Source organism: Pseudooceanicola marinus, assembly GCF_020177265.1.
Lineage (GTDB): Bacteria > Pseudomonadota > Alphaproteobacteria > Rhodobacterales > Rhodobacteraceae > Pseudooceanicola > Pseudooceanicola marinus_A.
In genome coordinates this window covers 114,421-130,067 of the sequence record NZ_JAIVMC010000004.1, presented here as the reverse complement: position 1 = coordinate 130,067, position 15,647 = coordinate 114,421, and the positions used below count along the sequence as shown (strand labels likewise).

14 protein-coding genes are annotated in these 15,647 nt (G+C 68.0%); 3 read left to right on the top strand and 11 right to left on the bottom strand.

Features of this window, described 5'->3' with window-relative positions; translation table 11 throughout:
- Positions 1-35: 35 nt before the first annotated feature.
- From LC066_RS07675 to LC066_RS07665, 3 genes are read right to left on the bottom strand one after another with little or no spacing between them, the layout of a single operon-like run.
- A complete protein-coding gene (locus tag LC066_RS07675) occupies positions 36-1,058 on the bottom strand; it encodes an aldo/keto reductase (RefSeq protein ID WP_224897719.1) in 1,023 nt (340 codons plus the stop codon).
- Positions 1,055-2,179, bottom strand: coding sequence for an NADH:flavin oxidoreductase/NADH oxidase (locus tag LC066_RS07670; RefSeq protein WP_224897717.1), 1,125 nt, complete (start codon positions 2,177-2,179; stop codon positions 1,055-1,057). Before LC066_RS07670 ends, LC066_RS07675 begins: the two co-directional genes overlap by 4 nt.
- 10 nt (positions 2,180-2,189) lie before the next feature.
- Positions 2,190-3,167, bottom strand: coding sequence for an ABC transporter substrate-binding protein (locus tag LC066_RS07665; RefSeq protein ID WP_224897715.1), 978 nt, complete (start codon positions 3,165-3,167; stop codon positions 2,190-2,192).
- A 486-nt stretch (positions 3,168-3,653) separates the two neighbouring features.
- On the opposite strand from LC066_RS07665, the gene LC066_RS07660 reads away from it, so the two are divergent.
- Together LC066_RS07660 and LC066_RS07655 are read left to right on the top strand one after the other, a co-directional pair.
- Entirely contained in the window at positions 3,654-5,237 is a 1,584-nt protein-coding gene (locus LC066_RS07660; RefSeq protein ID WP_224897713.1) for an ABC transporter permease, read from the top strand.
- Complete coding sequence (locus LC066_RS07655) at positions 5,234-5,665, top strand: VOC family protein (protein WP_224897711.1); 432 nt, start codon at positions 5,234-5,236, stop codon at positions 5,663-5,665. Before LC066_RS07660 ends, LC066_RS07655 begins: the two co-directional genes overlap by 4 nt.
- A 103-nt stretch (positions 5,666-5,768) precedes the next feature.
- Here the strand turns inward: LC066_RS07655 and LC066_RS07650 are convergent, their stop codons facing one another.
- The 8 genes from LC066_RS07650 to LC066_RS07615 form a co-directional block, all read right to left on the bottom strand.
- Entirely contained in the window at positions 5,769-6,596 is an 828-nt protein-coding gene (locus tag LC066_RS07650; RefSeq protein ID WP_224897709.1) for an ABC transporter ATP-binding protein, read from the bottom strand.
- Entirely contained in the window at positions 6,593-8,035 is a 1,443-nt protein-coding gene (locus LC066_RS07645) for an aldehyde dehydrogenase family protein (protein WP_224897707.1), read from the bottom strand. Before LC066_RS07645 ends, LC066_RS07650 begins: the two co-directional genes overlap by 4 nt.
- Positions 8,036-9,415: an aminotransferase gene (locus LC066_RS07640; protein ID WP_224897705.1), complete on the bottom strand. Its 1,380-nt coding sequence runs from the start codon at positions 9,413-9,415 to the stop codon at positions 8,036-8,038.
- A gap of 165 nt (positions 9,416-9,580) precedes the next feature.
- Entirely contained in the window at positions 9,581-10,924 is a 1,344-nt protein-coding gene (locus LC066_RS07635) for an 8-oxoguanine deaminase (protein WP_224897703.1), read from the bottom strand.
- A 16-nt stretch (positions 10,925-10,940) separates the two neighbouring features.
- Positions 10,941-11,906 (bottom strand): helix-turn-helix domain-containing protein, encoded by a 966-nt coding sequence (locus tag LC066_RS07630; RefSeq protein WP_222477292.1) that lies wholly within the window; start codon positions 11,904-11,906, stop codon positions 10,941-10,943.
- Positions 11,907-12,186: 280 nt separating this feature from the next.
- A complete protein-coding gene (locus tag LC066_RS07625) occupies positions 12,187-13,182 on the bottom strand; it encodes a CobW family GTP-binding protein (protein WP_224897701.1) in 996 nt (331 codons plus the stop codon).
- On the bottom strand, positions 13,179-13,523 hold the full coding sequence (locus LC066_RS07620; protein ID WP_224897699.1) for a hypothetical protein: 345 nt from the start codon (positions 13,521-13,523) through the stop codon (positions 13,179-13,181). Before LC066_RS07620 ends, LC066_RS07625 begins: the two co-directional genes overlap by 4 nt.
- Positions 13,523-14,404, bottom strand: a complete 882-nt coding sequence (locus LC066_RS07615; RefSeq protein ID WP_224897697.1) for a polysaccharide deacetylase family protein — start codon at positions 14,402-14,404, stop codon at positions 13,523-13,525. The genes LC066_RS07620 and LC066_RS07615 overlap by 1 nt, the downstream gene beginning before the upstream one ends.
- A gap of 264 nt (positions 14,405-14,668) precedes the next feature.
- On the opposite strand from LC066_RS07615, the gene LC066_RS07610 reads away from it, so the two are divergent.
- Entirely contained in the window at positions 14,669-15,637 is a 969-nt protein-coding gene (locus tag LC066_RS07610) for an asparaginase (RefSeq protein WP_224897695.1), read from the top strand.
- The last annotated feature ends 10 nt before the right edge of the window (positions 15,638-15,647 follow it).

Below are 15,647 nucleotides of genomic sequence, written 5' to 3'. Positions count from 1 at the left end.
AGGCCCGGCAGGGCCGAGGAGGCCGCCGCCCAGCCCTAGTCGGGCACCGGGGCGGCGGGGTCCAGCAGGCCCTCGCCCCTCAGGTCGGCCCAGAGGGCGGAGGGGATCTCCGCCTGCAGGGCGGCGATGTTGCGGGTGACCTCCTCGGGACGCACGGCGCCGAGGACGACCGAGGCGACGGCCGGATGCGCGAGGGCGAAGTGCAGCGCCGCATGGGGCAGCGCGGTGCCATGGGCGGCGCAGATCCGCTCGATCCGGGCAACCCGGTCGAGGACGTCCGGCCCGGCCTCGGCATAATTGTATTTCGCCCCCGGCACCGCGCCGGTGGCCAGGATGCCGGAGTTGAACACCCCGCCCAGGATCAGCGCCGTGCCCCTGGCCTGCGCCCGGGGCATCATCGTGGCAAGCGCTGGCTGTTCCAGCAGGGAATAGCGCCCGGCGAGCAGCACCACGTCATAATCCGCATCGCCCAGGAACCGCTCGGCCATCTCGTGGTCATCGAGACCCAGCCCGTAGCCGGCGATCACCCCCTGCCCCTTCAGCTCCGCCAGCGCCCGCGTGGCGCCATCCAGCGCCTGACGATAACGGGCCTCGATCATCGCCTCGCCATGGGTCCAGCTGTCCACATCGTGGATCAGCACCAGGTCCAGCCGGTCCGTGCCCAGCCGCAGAAGGGACTGGTCGATGGACCGCATCGTCCCGTCATAGCTGTAGTCGAACCGCGCGGCATGCGGCAGGGACCCGACGAAACCGCGCGCGGGCGCCGCCACGGAGCCATGGCGGTGCGGGTCCATCACCCGGCCCACCTTGGTCGACAGCACCAGCTGATCGCGCGGGACCGACCGCAGGCCGGTGCCGGTACGATGTTCGGCCAGGCCGTTGCCGTAGTGCGGCGAGGTGTCCAGCAGGGTGATGCCGGCCGCCAGCGCGGCCTCCACCGTGGCGATGGCCTGATGGTCGTCCAGATGCGCGTAGAAATCCCCTAGAGGCGCGGTACCAAGCCCGATGCGACTGACGCAAAGCCCGGTGCCCCCCAGGGGCACGCGGGGCAGTGTCATGAGGCCCCTCGCGCGAACTGGTTGTAGAAGGCGTAGCGGTGCGGCTGGATGAAATCGGGTGTCTCCACGCCCGCCGCCTCGGCGCATTGCCGGGGGAAGTCGAAGTTGTTCAGCATCTCGCTGGCCACCGCGACCAGGTCAGCCTTACCGTCGTCGATGCTGCCCATGGCGACGGCGGGGCTGTGGGTGCCGCCCACGGCCATGGTCGCCACCCCCGCCTCGGCCCGCACGCGTGCGGCCATGTCGTGCTGGGCCGTGATCTCCTCCCCGACCTGCGAGCCATTGGTGCCCGGCGCGATGCCACCGGCGGAGCAATCCACCACGTCGACGCCTACGCCCTTCAGCGCGGCGGCCAGGGCCACAGTGTCCTCCAGGTCCAGCCCGCCCTCGACGCGATCAACGCAGGAGGCGCGGTAGAAGATCGGCATGTCCTCGGGCAGGGCGGCGCGCAGGTCCTGCGCGATCTCCACCGGCAGGCGATGCCGCGCCTCGGCGGACCCGCCGTAGCCGTCGGTGCGCCGGTTCGACAGGGGGGAGACGAAGCTGTGCAGCAGGTAGCCGTGGGCGCCGTGGATCTCGACGAAATCGAACCCGGCCGCCATGGCCCGCTGCGCCGCCGCGACAAAGGCCGCGCGCAGGGCGGCGATGTCGTCCAGGCTCAGCTCGGCTGGGGCGGGCCAACCGTCGGCGTAGGGCACAGCCGAGGGCGCAACGCAGGTCCAGCGCCGCGGGTCGCCTGCGGGCAGGAATTTCGCCCCGTTCCAGGGCGGCTCGGTCGAGGCCTTGCGGCCCGCATGCGCCAGTTGCACTCCTGCGGGGACACCGTGACGGTGAAACGCCTCGGCGATCATCGCCAACCCGGGGATCTGGTCATCCGACCATGCCCCGAGGCAATCCGGCGTGATCCGCCCCTCGGGCTGCACCGCCGTCGCCTCGATCAGGGCGCCGCCCAGACCGGACATGGCCATGTGGGCGTAGTGATCGAAATGCCAGCCCGTCGCGCGGCCATCCTCGGCGGCGTACTGGCACATGGGGGACAGGAGAAGGCGGTTATGAAACGTCACCCCCCTGACGATCAGGGGGGTGAACAGGGCGCTTGGCCCGGTGGTCTTGTCAGTCATTCGATCCGGCTCAGATTTCTTTCAGAAGCGAGGTATCGAACATGCTCTCGTCGGCCTCGATCCCCACCTTGTGCATCGACTCGATCGTAGCAGCGATCCATTCGTCGTCCATGGCGAAGATCCCGTCGGGATGCTGGATCAGGTCGACCTGGATGTTCGAATGGAACTGGGTCATGTCGGGGGTATAGCCGTTGCCCTTGAACCAGCTGTCTTCCCATTCCAGCGCGGCCTTGCCGGGGGCCTCGAATTCCTTTTCCCAGCCGCGGCGCGAGGCGCGCAGGAAGCCCACCAGGTCTTCGCGACGGGTCTCGATGGTTTCCACATTGGCGCAGACCAGGTCCTGGCCCATCACCATGCCCACGTCGGAGAAGAGGATGAAATCGGATTCCTTGCCGGCGGCCTGGCTGATCACATAGGGCATCGAGGTCATGAAATCGACGACCGCGTCCACCTGACCGGCGACCAGCGGGGTCGGGTCGAAGGTATAGGGGACGAAGTTCACCTTTTCGCCGTCGACACCGGCCAGGCCGAGGACGACCTTGAAGGGGCCGACGTTAAGCGGCGGGCAGGCAACGGTGCGGCCCTCCAGATCCTTCATCGTCTCGATGCCGCTGTCCTTCAGGAAGATCACCGAGTCGGGGCTTTTCTGGAACTGGGCGCCGATCACCTTGAAATCGGCGCCTTTTTCAAAGATCGCCTCGGCGGTTTCCATGGGCGAGACCAGCGCGATATCGGCCTTGCCGGTCAGCAAAGAGGCCTGGGGGATCACGTCGGGGCCGCCGGGGATATAGTCGATCTTCAGACCCTCGTCGGCGTAGTACCCTTCTTCCATGGCGATGTAGTAGCCGTTGAATTCGGGGTCGTTGATCCAGATGGCCTGAAGGGTCAGCGTGGTCAGATCCTGCGCGAACAGGCGGCCGGGGACGGAGGCAGCGGCCAGACCGCCCAGGGCAGAGGCGGTGAAGGCGCGACGGGAAAGCTTGGTCATGGGGAAGATCCTGTTGGGTGAGGTTATCGTTTTCCTGGCGCGGTCCGTTTTTCCGGTTCCCGGCGATAGGACCCAGCCTAGGTAGCGGATCCGGGCGCGGTCAATTTGGCTGGCTTGGCCTGTCATGCGCGCTGACTTGACGGTTTCTGCGAAGCAGCAAATGCGATTTGCAAAGCGCATGAAATCCATGCAGAGCGCGCTATTTCGCCCCGTTTTTGCCGTTCCGGGCGGGATTTTCGGGACTCGGCGGCGGAAAACGCCGCGACACCGTTTCCCGGCCTTTGCACAGGAATTGCACAAAACCCTGGCCAATCTGGCCCGCCTGCGGCCCGGTGGCGCCCCTATCGCAAGGCAGGCGCACCTGCGGCCAAGTTTTGCCGCGCCGCCGAGCGACGCGCGATTCTGGCGCCGCGATCCAGTTTGCGGGCAGGCTTCATGCGACCAGGATGGCGCGTCCCGTCCGCCCCAGCAAAGGCCCGACCGATCATGTCCGATACGCTGCCCCTGCCCGAAACCGCCCCCCGCCCGCTGCTGGCGCTGCTGCGGTCCCCTGCGGCGCTGATCGCGCTGAAGGTGGCGCTGGTGCTGTCGGTGCTGCTGGTCTGGCACCTGCTGGGCACCCAGACCCGGATGGGACGACTGATCCTGTCGAGCCCGGTCTATATCCTGGGGGACATGTGGACCGGCGCCGATCTGTACCTGCTGCACGGCGCGGCCACGGTGAAAATCGCCGCGACGGGCTTTGCCATAGGCTGTGGCGCGGCCTTCGTCATGGCGCTGCTCTACTGCGTGCTGCCCTGGCTCGACACCGCGTTTCGGGGCGTGAACATCGCCATCTACACCATGCCCGCCATCGTCGTCGGTCCGCTGCTGGTGCTGTTCTTCAAGGGCGACTGGCCGCAGACGATCCTGTCGGCGCTGATGGTCTATTTCCCCGCCATGTCCACCATGTTGCTGGGGCTGAAGCAGGTCGACCAGAGGCTGTCGGACCTGATCGAGGTCTACGGCGGCCATGAAGGCGCGCTGATGCGCTATGTCCGCCTGCGCGGCGCCCTGCCCGCCATCTTCGCCGGGCTGCGCGTCGCCGCCCCGATCGCCGTGCTGGGCGCGGTGCTGGGGGAGTTCGGATCGGGCACGCGGTTCGGCTTCGGGTCCTTCCTGCTGTCGACCCTGCCGCAGGCCAATCCGACGCGGCTGTGGGGGATCGCCATTTCGACCTCGATGATCGGGCTCTGCGGCTATCTGATCTTCATGATCCCCGCCGTCTGGCTGCGCCGCACCACCGAAAGCGCGACGCTGGCCACCGCCATGGCCGCGCCCGCGCGCAGCGGCAGCTGGGTGGAACGGCTGGGGTTCGGCGTGCTGGCCTTCGTGGTGCCCTTCCTGCTTTGGGCCTTCCTGATCGACCTGGCCGACATGCCCTCGATCATCGCGCCGGGGCCGCTGACCACGATCCGCTTCATCTTCACCGAAGACGCCTTCCCGATCTGGGAGGCGCTATCGATCACCCTGCCGATGGCGGTGCTGGGGCTGATCGCCGGGCTGGCCTTCGCCTTTGTGCTGGCCTCGATGTCGATCCTGTCGCCGGCCGTCGCCCGCGCGCTGGTGCCGGTGGCCATGGTGGTGCAGAACACGCCGCTGGTGGCGCTGGTGCCCTTTGTCGTTCTGGCCTTTGGGCGGGGCGTGGCGGCCTCGGTCTTCCTCGCCATGCTGGTGGTCTTCTTCCCGGCTTATGTGCTGCTGACCCAGGGCTTCGCCTCGATCCCCTCGGCGGCGCGGGACCTGGTCTCGGTCTATGGCGGATCGCGCTGGCAGCTGCTGTGGCGCATCGCGATACCCTATTCCATCTCCTACCTCTTTGCGGCGGCCAAGATGGTGGCGCCGATGGCCCTGCTGGGCGTCATGGTGGCGGAATGGCTGGTCTCGGGCATCGGCCTGGGCAACCTGCTGAACCTCGCCCGCCCGGCGCTGGATTACGAAACGATCTGGGCCGGGGCGCTGATCTCGATCCTGATCTCGGCCCTGACCTATGAACTGGTCGGCATCCTGGAGCGGAAAACCCGGCGATGAGGTTTCACCACGCCTCGATGACCGTCTCGGACCTGCCCGCCGCCATGGAGTTCTTCCGCGCTGCCTTCGGCTTCGCCCCCGACTTCGTCGAGGAGGAGATGGGCGCCGACATCGCCCGTATGGCGGGGCACCCGGGGCTTCTGTGCGCCTTCACCCAGATGCGCGCGCCCGGGATGGATCTGGTGCTGGAACTGATCGCCTTCACCCATCCGGACGGCCCGCCCCCCGCAGATCCGCTGCCCTGGCGGCCCGGCGCGGGGCATGTCTGTTTCCACGTCGACGATCTGGAGACGACGCTGACCACCTGCCGCACCGCCGGCGCCACGGTTCTGGGAGAGGTCATCGCCTTCCCCGGCGGGCGCTGCTGCTACATCCGCACGCCGGGTGACGCCTTCGTCGAGCTGGAGTGGATGGCCCCCGCCAGCTGACGCCCGCTACCCCAAAAGCAAAACCGCCACGCCCCGAGGGGCGCGACGGTTCCTTGCTAGTCCGGGCATCGGGATGCGGCCCGCACCTGGCTAGCTCCGTGGGTCAGTCGTCCTTATGGCCCGGGTGCAGCTTCTCCATCAGCTCTTCGCACATGGCGTGGAAGGCCGGGTCGGAGAACAGCGCCTTGGTGCGCGGCCGCTCGAACGGCACGTCGACGATTTCCGCGATGCGCCCCGGCTTGGCGTGCATGACGACGATCTGGTCGGCCAGGAAGACCGCCTCGTCGATGCCGTGGGTGACCAACAGGGTGGTGGCCTTCTGCTGGCTCCAGATGCGTTGCAGCTCGATGTTCATCGACCGGCGCAGGATCTGGTCCAGCGCGCCGAAGGGTTCGTCCATCAGCAGCACCTCGGGCTCGGTGACCAGGGCGCGCGCGATGGCCACCCGCTGGCGCATCCCCCCCGACAGCTGCGCCGGCAGGTGATCCTCGTAGCCCTTCAGCCCTACCAGGTCGATCATCTCGCGGATCTTGGCGTCATGGGCGGCGACCGAGCGTTTCAGCACCTGCAGCGGCAGCGCCACGTTGCGATAGACCGACCGCCAGGGCATCAGCGCAGCATCCTGGAAGGCGATGCCCAGCTTGCCCTGGTTGCGGTATTGCTGCGGCTGGTTGCCGCGAATGCGCACGACGCCCTCGGTCGGCGTTTCCAGCCCGGCGACCATGCGCATCAGGGTGGACTTGCCACAGCCCGACGGCCCGATCAGCGCCACGAAGGCCCCGCGCCGCACCTTCAGCGACACGTCGGCCAGCGCCTCGATCTGCGCCTTGCGGGTGACGAAGGTCTTGCCCGCGTGATCGACCAGGATGTCGACGGGCGGTTCCGCCGTCCCGGCGCTGCTCTGGCCCTGGCTCTGGACGCTCATGTTCATTGGCTCTCCTCGCCGTTGCGGTGGCCCAGCATGGCCTTGACCTCCAGGAAGTCGGTCAGCCCGAAGACCCCCAGCTCCCGCCCGTTGCCGGACTGCTTGTAGCCGCCGAAGGGGGCGGAGAAGTCAAAGGGCGGGTTGTTGATGAAGATGCGACCCGCGCGAATGCGGCGCGCCACGGCCTCGGCCCGGTCCAGGTCGCGGCCATAGACGTAGCCGGCCAGCCCGTAGTCACTGTCGTTGGCGATCTGCACCGCCTCGTCCAGGCTGTCGTAGGTCAGCACCGACAGCACGGGGCCGAAGATTTCCTGCCGGGCGATGGTCATGTCATTGGTCACATCGGCAAAGATCGTGGGCCGCACGTAGAAGCCGCGGTTGACGCCCTCGGGCAGGCCTGGCCCGCCGCACAGCAGGCGCGCGCCCTCCTCGATGCCCCGGGCGATGAAGCCCTGCACCCGGTCCCACTGCGCGGCATTGGCGACGGGGCCCATGGTGGTGGTGCGGTCGGTGGGATCGCCAATTCGGACCTTGGCGACCTCGGCCAGCAGCCGCGCCTCGATCTCTTCCTGCCTTTCGCGGGGGATCAGCATGCGCGAAGGCGCGATGCAGCTTTGACCGGAGTTGATGAAGATGCGCCCCACTCCGTCGACCAGCGCCAGGTCGAGATCGGCATCGGGCAGGACGATATTGGCGGATTTGCCGCCCAGCTCCTGATGTACCCGCTTCACCGTGGGGGCGGCGGTGCGGGCAATCTCCACACCCGCGCGGGTGGAGCCGGTGAAGGACACCATGTCGACGCCGGGATGGGCGGCGATGGCCGCGCCGACCTCCGGCCCCGATCCGTTGACCAGGTTGAAGACGCCCGCAGGCACGCCCGCCTCGGCCAGCACCTCGGCCAGGATCAGCGCCGACAGCGGCGAGATTTCCGAGGGTTTCAGCACCACCGTACAGCCGGCGGCCAGCGCCGGGCCCAGCTTGGTCACGATCTGGTTCAGCGGCCAGTTCCAGGGCGTGATCAGCCCGGCCACCCCGATGGGTTCATAGCGCAGCCGGGTGGTGCCATGGGGCTGTTCGAAGGCGAAGCCCTCGGCGGTATCGGCGGCCTGGTTGAAATAGATGACGGAGCTGTCGGTCTGCATCCAGTCCGACAGATCGGCGGGGGAGCCCATCTCGGCGGTGACCGCCTGTTCCAGCTCCGCCTTGCGGGCCTTGAAGACATCCGCGATGCGGCGCAGCAGGGCCACGCGTTCGGCCACCGGGGTGGCGGCCCAGGCCGGGAAGGCGGCACGGGCGGCGGCAACGGCGCGGTCGACATCCGCCGCCGTCCCCCAGGCCACCCGGGCGATCTCCTCGCCCGTGGCGGGGTTCACCACGGGTCCGGTCGTGTCGGACAGGGGCGCCACCCAGACACCGCCGATATAGAACTCACCCCAATGGGTCATTCACATGATCCCCAGTTTCTTGGCCGTGGCGTCGATGGCCTGGCGAGCGATGGCGAACATCTCGTCCATCTCGGCGATGGTCATCACCAGCGGCGGCATCAGCGCCATGGTGTCACCGTTGTCGCGGAAGGCCAGACCCAGTTTCAACGCCTCGACCGAACATTGATTGCCGACGCGCTGTTCAAAGGGAAACGCCTCGCCGGTTGCCTTGTTTGCGACCAGTTCGATCCCCGCCATCAGCCCGACGGAGCGGACATTGCCGACCAGCGGATGATCCACGAACTCAGCCAGCTTGGCCTCGAAATGCGGCACCAGTTCCGCCTCGGCGCGTTCGACGATGCCCTCGCTTTGCAACACCTCGATATTGGCCAGGGCCACGGCGCAGCAGGACGGATGGCCCGAGTAGGTATAGCCATGCGCCCATTCGCCCCCGTCCTCGATCAGCACATCGGCCACGCGGTCCGACATCAGGCAAGCCGACAGCGGCAGGTAGCCCGAGGTCAGACCCTTCCCCAGCTGCATGAAGTCCGGCTGGATGCCGTAGTAGAAGCTGCCGAACCACTTGCCGGTGCGGCCAAAGCCCATGACCACCTCGTCCACGGCCAGCAGCACGTCGTACTTGCGGCAGATCTTCTGGATCGCGGGCCAGTAGGTCATCGGCGGGCAGATCGAGCCGCCAGCAGATTGCGCCGGTTCGGCGTAGAAGGCGGCGACGTTCTCAGGCCCAAGTTCCAGGATCTTGTCCTCAAGCCAACTGGCGGCCAGCTCGCCGAAATCCTCGTCCGACATGCCTTCGGGCTTGTTGCGGTAGGCGTAAGGCGTGCCGACATGGGTGATGAAATCCAGCGGCAGATCGCCCCCGGCCTCGTGCATGTCGGGCAGGCCCGACAGCGAGGCGGCCACCTGGGTGGACCCGTGATAGGCCTTTTCCCGGGCGATGATCATCCGCTTGTCCGGCTGGCCCTTCAGCTTCCAGTAGCGGCGGATGGCGCGCACGGCGGTCTCGTTCGCCTCCGACCCCGAGCACTGGAAGAAGACGTGGTTCAGCCCCTCGGGCGTGATCTGCACCAGCTTCTCGGCCAGTCGGATGGCGGCGGGGTGCGAGGTGTTGAAGAAGGACTGGCAGAAGCTGAGGTCGGTCATCTGCGCCGTTGCGGCTTCGACCAGCTCCTTGCGGCCATAGCCGATGGTGACGCAGCCCAGGCCCGACAACCCGTCGATGATCCGGTCCCCTTCGGTGTCCCAGACATAGACGCCTTCGCCGCGCACGGCGACGCGGGAATGGCTGGATCGCAGCGCCTTGTGATCGGTGAACGGGTGCAGGTAATGCGCCTCGTCCAGGTCCTGCCATTGCCGGGTCTCCAACTGTCGATAGACCATGGGGCGTTCTTTCCTATCTGTCGCGACCATCCCATGGGGCCGCCACGGGTAGTATCGGACGGGGCGCGCCGCCGGGCCATCGCGGCCTCTGGCGTCGCGGCGCGGCAAAACATGGTCCCCGGTGCACATCTTTGTGGCCCGAGTTCCAAGGCCACGCCGGGCGGATCACACCGCCTGCAGGAACCGCGCGGCAGCGGCCCCGTGATCGCGGCGCAGCGCCTCCAGATCGACGCCCAGGGGCAGGCCATCGACCACGCGCCACTGCCCCGCGACCATCACCCGGTCGGCCCGGTGCGCGCCGCACAGGACCAATGCGGCCAGCGGATCGCCCGCGCCGGAAAAGCGCAGCTCGTCCAGCGTGTACATCGCCAGGTCCGCCTGTTTGCCCGGCGCAATCACCCCGATGTCGTCGCGCCCCAGCAATTTTGCCGACCCTTCGGTGGCCCAGCCAAGCGCATCCAGATGCGTCACCGCCGCAGAGCCATAGGTCAGCCGTCCCAGCATCAGCGCGTGGCGCACCGTTTCCATCAGGTTGGAGTTGTCGTTGGAGGCCGAGCCATCGACGCCCAGCCCGATGACGGCGCCCGCCGCCTCCAGTTCCTTCGTGCGGCACTGGCCCGAGGCCAGCACCATGTTGGACGTCGGGCAATGACAGACGCCCATGCCGCATTTGCCGATGCGGGCGATCTCCTCGTCATTGAAATGGATCCCGTGCGCCAACCAGACGCGCGACGACATCCATCCGGTGTCTTCGAGGTAGTCCAGCGGGCGCATGCCGTATTTCGCCAGACAGAACTCATCCTCGTCATGGGTTTCGCCCAGGTGCGTGTGCAGGCGGCAATCGTGTTTCTCCGCCATCTCGGCGGTGTCGACCATCATGTCGCGGGTCACGTTGAAGGGCGCACAGGGGGCAAGGGCCACGGTGGACATGCTGCCCTCGCTGCGGTCGTGGTAACGGCCCAGGACCCTCTCGCAGTCGGCCAGCATGGTGTCGTAGTCCTGGATCAGCCGTTCATCCGCGATGCCGCCGGACTTGGTGCCCATGTTCAGCGCCCCGCGGGTCAGCCCGATCCGCATGCCAAGGGCGCGCGCCTCCTCCGCCTCGATGTCCACCGCGTCCGCCATGTCATCGGCGAAGACGAACAGGTGATCGGAGGCCGTGGTGCAGCCCGACATCAACAGTTCGACCAGCGCCAGCCGCACGCCCAGGCGGAAGGTGTCGCGGTTCAGATGCGCGCCCCACAGCGGGTAGAGCGTCTTCAGCCAGGGGAACAGCTCCTTGTTGATCGCCTGCGGATGCGCCCGCGTCAGCGTCTGGAAGAAATGGTGGTGGGTGTTCACCAGCCCCGGGATGACGACATGGGCGGAGGCATCCTGCACCTCGTCCACCGGCTGCGCGGGCTGACGCCCCGCCGCCACAAGTTCGACGATCCGGCCATCCTCGACGACAAGGCCGCCCCCTGCCCCCTCGGCCATGATGGCCAGCGGGTTCCTGATCCAAAGACGCATTGCGAATTCCTGAAAGTTAGCTGAGCCGCGACTTGCGATAGGCGCGCGGCGAGATCCCGTATTGCGCCCGGAAGGCGCGGGAGAAGTGGGAGAAATCCTTGAAGCCCCGGCGCAGGGCGATGGTGGTGATCGGCCAGGAGGACAGCAGGCTGTCGCCCAGATCCTTGCGGATCCGTTCCAGTCGCTGCGCCTTGATCCACTTCGACACCTGCAGGTCCTCGCCCTCGAACAGCTCGTAGAGGGACCGCAGGGAGATGGATTGCGACCGGGCAATCTCCGCAGGACACAGGCTCGGTTCGTCCAGATGGGCCAGGATATGCGCCTTCACCCGGGCCAGCTGCGCCTGGCGGTTGGCCGAGAGGGGCTGATCCTGGGCGATCTCCGACAGGGCGGTGGCCAGCAGGTCGACCACATGGCTTTCCAGCCGCGAGATCAGGCTGTCGCGCGCGCTTTCGCCCTTCACCTCGCACATGGTGATGATGAAATCGAACAGGAACCGCCCCGGCAGGGACTGGCCCGAGATCTGTCGCACGATCAGCGTATCCAGGCAGGGCACCCGATCCTGCAGCAACCGGCGCGGCAGTTTCAGCGCGATCTGCCGGTAGGGCCCCTTGAAGACCATGCGATAGGGTTGCTGGCTGTCGTAAAGCACCATCTCACGCGGGCGCACGGTGACGGTGCGGCCGCCCTGGGTCAGCTCGCAATCGCCTTCGACCTGAAGGCAGACCTCGTACCAGGCGTCGTTGCGCGCGATATGCTCCTCGGCGCGGCTGACCTCCATCGCGGTGGAGACGAAATCGGCCAGCACCACCTCGCCGAACTGCATCCAGGAGACGGAGCCGAAGAAATCCTCTTCCGGCGACCCGGTGACGATGGTCGAGGGGAACAGCTCATTCGCCGACTCCTGCCAGAAGGCCAGCCGTTCGCCGCGCGGGATCGAGGTGGTCGAAAACCTCTGCCAGCCGCTTGCCTCTGTCTGCATCACCCTCTCCGTCTGCATGGGGCCGGTACGGGGGTGTACCGGATGGGATGATCCTGCGAAGCGCATGGCCCTGCGTGCAAGACGAGGCGCGGTATGACCCGGGGTCAGACTGGCGATCTGCCGGAAGAATGGTCAGTTTCGGGCGATTTCAGGGGCCAGGCGGCACCGGGGAGGCGCCCGCGCGGCTGCTGGCGCCACAAACTGGGCCAAGCGGGCGCACGCAGGGGCAAGTCCTGCGGCACGGACAGGCAATTCGCCCAGGCGCACCTGCGCCGGCGACTCAGCCCGGAAGCGGCGCGACGGCATGGCCCAGCCGGTCGAAGGCCTCAAACGATCGTCGGATCCGCTCCGGCTCCAGATCCTCGAAGATGAAGACGAGCCGTGTATGGGGCACCCCTTCGGGCCAGCGCGTCAGGTGCTGCGGCGGATGCACCAGCCAGCCCACGGCGTTGATCAGCACCGGCGGGCCGCCCGGATCGACCTCCAGCACGCCCTTCACGCGGTGGATGCGGTCGCCGTGGCTGTCCAGCAGCGCGGTCAGCCACAGACCGAAGGCCGTCCAGTTGATCGCGCCGGGCCGGGTGATGGTCAGGGTGCGGATACCGTCCAGGTCAGCGTGGCCGTGGCCGCTGCCGGGGGCCGCAACCGCCGGCGTCTCCGGCGCCTCCGGCCAGTCGCGCGGCCCCTGCGGCAGCAGGCGCGACAGCGGCGCATCGGCGAAGGTCAGCTGTGCCACCGGGTTCAGCCGGTGCAACTGGTCAAGCGTGCCCTGCGTCTGGGCGGGCACCGACAGGTCCCGCTTGGCCAGGGCGATCACGTCGGCGGCGGCCACCTGGCGCCGCGCCATGCCGCCCGCCTCGGCCAGGGCATCGGGCCCGTTGATCGCATCGACCACGGTGATGACGCCGCCCGGCGCGACATGGCTGCGCAGCACCGGATCGGCCGACAGGGTGGACAGCACGGGGAAGGGATCGGCCAGGCCCGTCGTCTCGATCATCACGCGCGTCAGCGGCGGGATCTGCCCTCGCGCGGCGCGGTCGATCAGGTCTCGGATGGCGCCCGCAATGTCATCGCGCACGGTGCAGCAGATGCAGCCGGACCGCAGCAGCGTCACCTCCCCCTCCAGCGGGGTCAGCAGCTCATGGTCCAGGCCGATCTCGCCGAATTCGTTGACCAGCACGGCGGTGCCCGCCATCTGCGGGCTGGTGAGCAGCCGTTGCAGCAGGGTCGTCTTGCCCGCGCCCAACTGGCCGGTCAGCACGGTGACGGGGATCATGCGGCACCGCCCTCGTCAGGCACGGCGTCCTCGATCCGCGCCAGCCAGGCCGGGTCCAGCGGATCCATCGGCCGGCCCGTCATCCGCCCGCCCTCGGCCCAGACGTGGGAGATCATGGACAGCACCTGCGTCTGCCCGGTCAGGGTCTGAAGGATGTACTGCCCCTGCCAGTCGCGGAATTTCAGCCCACGCGAGGCCAGCACGGCGTTCAGCACCTTGGCGCGCCGCGCCGCCTCGGCCCGCCGCGCCTGGGGACCGTCGCGGCGGGTATAGACACCCGCGCGCGGCACGGCGTCCGACCAGTGGTCATCGCCCCCCAGGATACCGCAGAGCGCGCACATCAGGCGCGAGGGAAGCGACGGTCGTAATCCTCGGCCATCTCTTCCATGGTGACGAAGCGCACGCCCTCATGGGCCTGGAAATGCTTGATCAGCCGTTCCAGCATCATCAGAACCTGCGGACGGCCCGACACGTCGGGGTGAATGGTGATCGGGAAGATCGCGTAGTCCATTTCGCGGTAGACCCAGTCGAACTGGTCGCGCCACAGCTGTTCGATGTCGCGCGGATTGACGAAGCCGTGCGAATTGGGGCTGCCCTTGATGAACATCATCGGCGGCAGGTCATCCAGATACCAACTGGCCGGGATCTCGATCAGGTCGGTTTCGGCGCCGCGCACCAGCGGTTTCATCCAGTCCTGCGCGTGGGCGGTGTAGTCGATCTTGGTCCAGCTGTCGCCGACGCGCACCCGGTAGGGGGTGTGGTCGTCATGCATCAGGGAATGGTCGTAGAAGATCCCGCGCTCCAGCAGCAACTCGTTGGTGACGTTGGAAAATTCCCACCAGGGCGCGACATAGCCCCGGGGTTTCCTGCCGGTCAGTTTCGTGATCAGCTCGATGCAATGGTCCAGCACCGCCTCTTCCTGCTCACGTGTCATGGCGATGGGATTTTCGTGGCTGTAGCCATGCACGCCGACCTCGTGGCCGGCCTCCGCCACGGCCTTCATCTGCTCGGGGAAGGTCTCGATCGAATGGCCGGGCATGAACCAGGTGGTGGTCAGATTGTACCGCTCGAAGAGCCGCAGCAGGCGCGGCACGCCCACCTCGCCCGCGAACATGCCGCGCGAGATGTCGTCGGGGCTGTCCTCGCCCCCGTAGGAGCCGAGCCAGCCCGCCACCGCGTCTACGTCCACGCCGAAACCGACCAGAATTTCTTTCTCTGCCATGGGATTGCCCCTCCTGTCGCGTCCTTGCAGACAGGCGACACCGGCGCAGGCCTCGCTGTCGAGCGAACGGGCACCGCGCGCCAAGACTTTCCGCAGCGAGGGCCGGTTTGCCCCCCGTCCTGCCGGTTTCGCAGGCAGGCGCGCGGCCCCCTGGGCCTCCCTGCTTTTGCGCAGCCCCCACCATGGTCGTCGCCGCCTCCGCCTCTGGGCAAGACGGGGCGGGCAGGTTATCGAAAGGGCTGGATGACCCGCAGCGAGGCCCCCATGACCGATACCCCCCAGACCGGCACGCAACCCAAGATCACCCTGATCGCCCTTGGCGGCACCATCGCCTCGATCCGTAGCGACAGCGGGCGGGCACGGGCCGGCGCCATGACGGGCGAGGCACTGATCGAGGCGCTTGGCCTCGACACCCCCGTCACGCTGCAGGTCGAGACCCTGGCGCAGAAGGCCTCCAACGCGCTGACCTTCGCCGATCTCTTCGCCGTGCGCGATGCGGCGCAAGCCGCGGTGGCCGAGGGCGCGGCGGGCGTGGTCGTGTCGCAGGGCACCGACACGCTGGAGGACAGCGCCTTCCTGCTCGACATGATCTGCGATCTGCCGGGCGCCGGGCTGGTGCTGACCGGGGCGCAGCGGGTGCCCTATGCCCTGGGGTCCGACGCGGGGCCGAACATCCGCGATGCGATCACCGTGGCGGCGCACCCGGCGGCGCGGGGCGCGGGCGCGCTGCTGGTCTTCGACCAGGAGGTGCATGAGGCCCTGCATGTACGCAAGGTCAGCTCCCACCGGCTGCGCGGGTTCGATTCGCCCGGGCACGGGGCGCTTGGGCTGGTCGACGGCGCCTTCATCGACATGCGCCGCCCGGCGCACCTGCCGGAACGGTTCCCGGGCCTCACCGCCCCCCTGCCCCGGGTCGACATCCTGCCGGCCGCGATGGAAGCCTCGCCTCTGCTGCTGCGCGCCGCCGTGGACAGCGGGGCGCAGGGGCTGGTGCTGGACGGGCTGGGGCGCGGCCAGGTGCCGCCCGACTGGATGCCCGAGATCGCCGCGCTGCGCGAGGCCGGCGTGCCGATGGCCGTCACCTCCTCCACCCTGTCGGGTCGGCTGGGGCCGGATTACGACTACCCCGGCTGCATGGCCGAGATCACCGCGCTTGGCGTCCTGCCCTGTGACGAGCTGAGCGCGCGCAAGGCGCGGCTGTGGCTGGCCTGCCGGATCGCCGCCGGGACCTGAGCGGAGGGCC

What these genes read in the sequence shown, in the direction of transcription:
- LC066_RS07660 (WP_224897713.1), top strand. Translation starts at nt 3,654, where the DNA reads ATGTCCGATACGCTGCCCCTGCCCGAAACCGCCCCCCGCCCGCTGCTG.
- LC066_RS07615 (WP_224897697.1), bottom strand. Translation starts at nt 14,404, where the DNA reads ATGGCAGAGAAAGAAATTCTGGTCGGTTTCGGCGTGGACGTAGACGCG.
- LC066_RS07665 (WP_224897715.1), bottom strand. Translation starts at nt 3,167, where the DNA reads ATGACCAAGCTTTCCCGTCGCGCCTTCACCGCCTCTGCCCTGGGCGGT.
- LC066_RS07625 (WP_224897701.1), bottom strand. Translation starts at nt 13,182, where the DNA reads ATGATCCCCGTCACCGTGCTGACCGGCCAGTTGGGCGCGGGCAAGACG.
- LC066_RS07645 (WP_224897707.1), bottom strand. Translation starts at nt 8,035, where the DNA reads ATGACCCATTGGGGTGAGTTCTATATCGGCGGTGTCTGGGTGGCGCCC.
- LC066_RS07630 (WP_222477292.1), bottom strand. Translation starts at nt 11,906, where the DNA reads ATGCAGACAGAGGCAAGCGGCTGGCAGAGGTTTTCGACCACCTCGATC.
- LC066_RS07650 (WP_224897709.1), bottom strand. Translation starts at nt 6,596, where the DNA reads ATGAACATGAGCGTCCAGAGCCAGGGCCAGAGCAGCGCCGGGACGGCG.
- LC066_RS07620 (WP_224897699.1), bottom strand. Translation starts at nt 13,523, where the DNA reads ATGTGCGCGCTCTGCGGTATCCTGGGGGGCGATGACCACTGGTCGGAC.
- LC066_RS07655 (WP_224897711.1), top strand. Translation starts at nt 5,234, where the DNA reads ATGAGGTTTCACCACGCCTCGATGACCGTCTCGGACCTGCCCGCCGCC.
- LC066_RS07610 (WP_224897695.1), top strand. Translation starts at nt 14,669, where the DNA reads ATGACCGATACCCCCCAGACCGGCACGCAACCCAAGATCACCCTGATC.
- LC066_RS07635 (WP_224897703.1), bottom strand. Translation starts at nt 10,924, where the DNA reads ATGCGTCTTTGGATCAGGAACCCGCTGGCCATCATGGCCGAGGGGGCA.
- LC066_RS07670 (WP_224897717.1), bottom strand. Translation starts at nt 2,179, where the DNA reads ATGACTGACAAGACCACCGGGCCAAGCGCCCTGTTCACCCCCCTGATC.
- LC066_RS07675 (WP_224897719.1), bottom strand. Translation starts at nt 1,058, where the DNA reads ATGACACTGCCCCGCGTGCCCCTGGGGGGCACCGGGCTTTGCGTCAGT.
- LC066_RS07640 (WP_224897705.1), bottom strand. Translation starts at nt 9,415, where the DNA reads ATGGTCTATCGACAGTTGGAGACCCGGCAATGGCAGGACCTGGACGAG.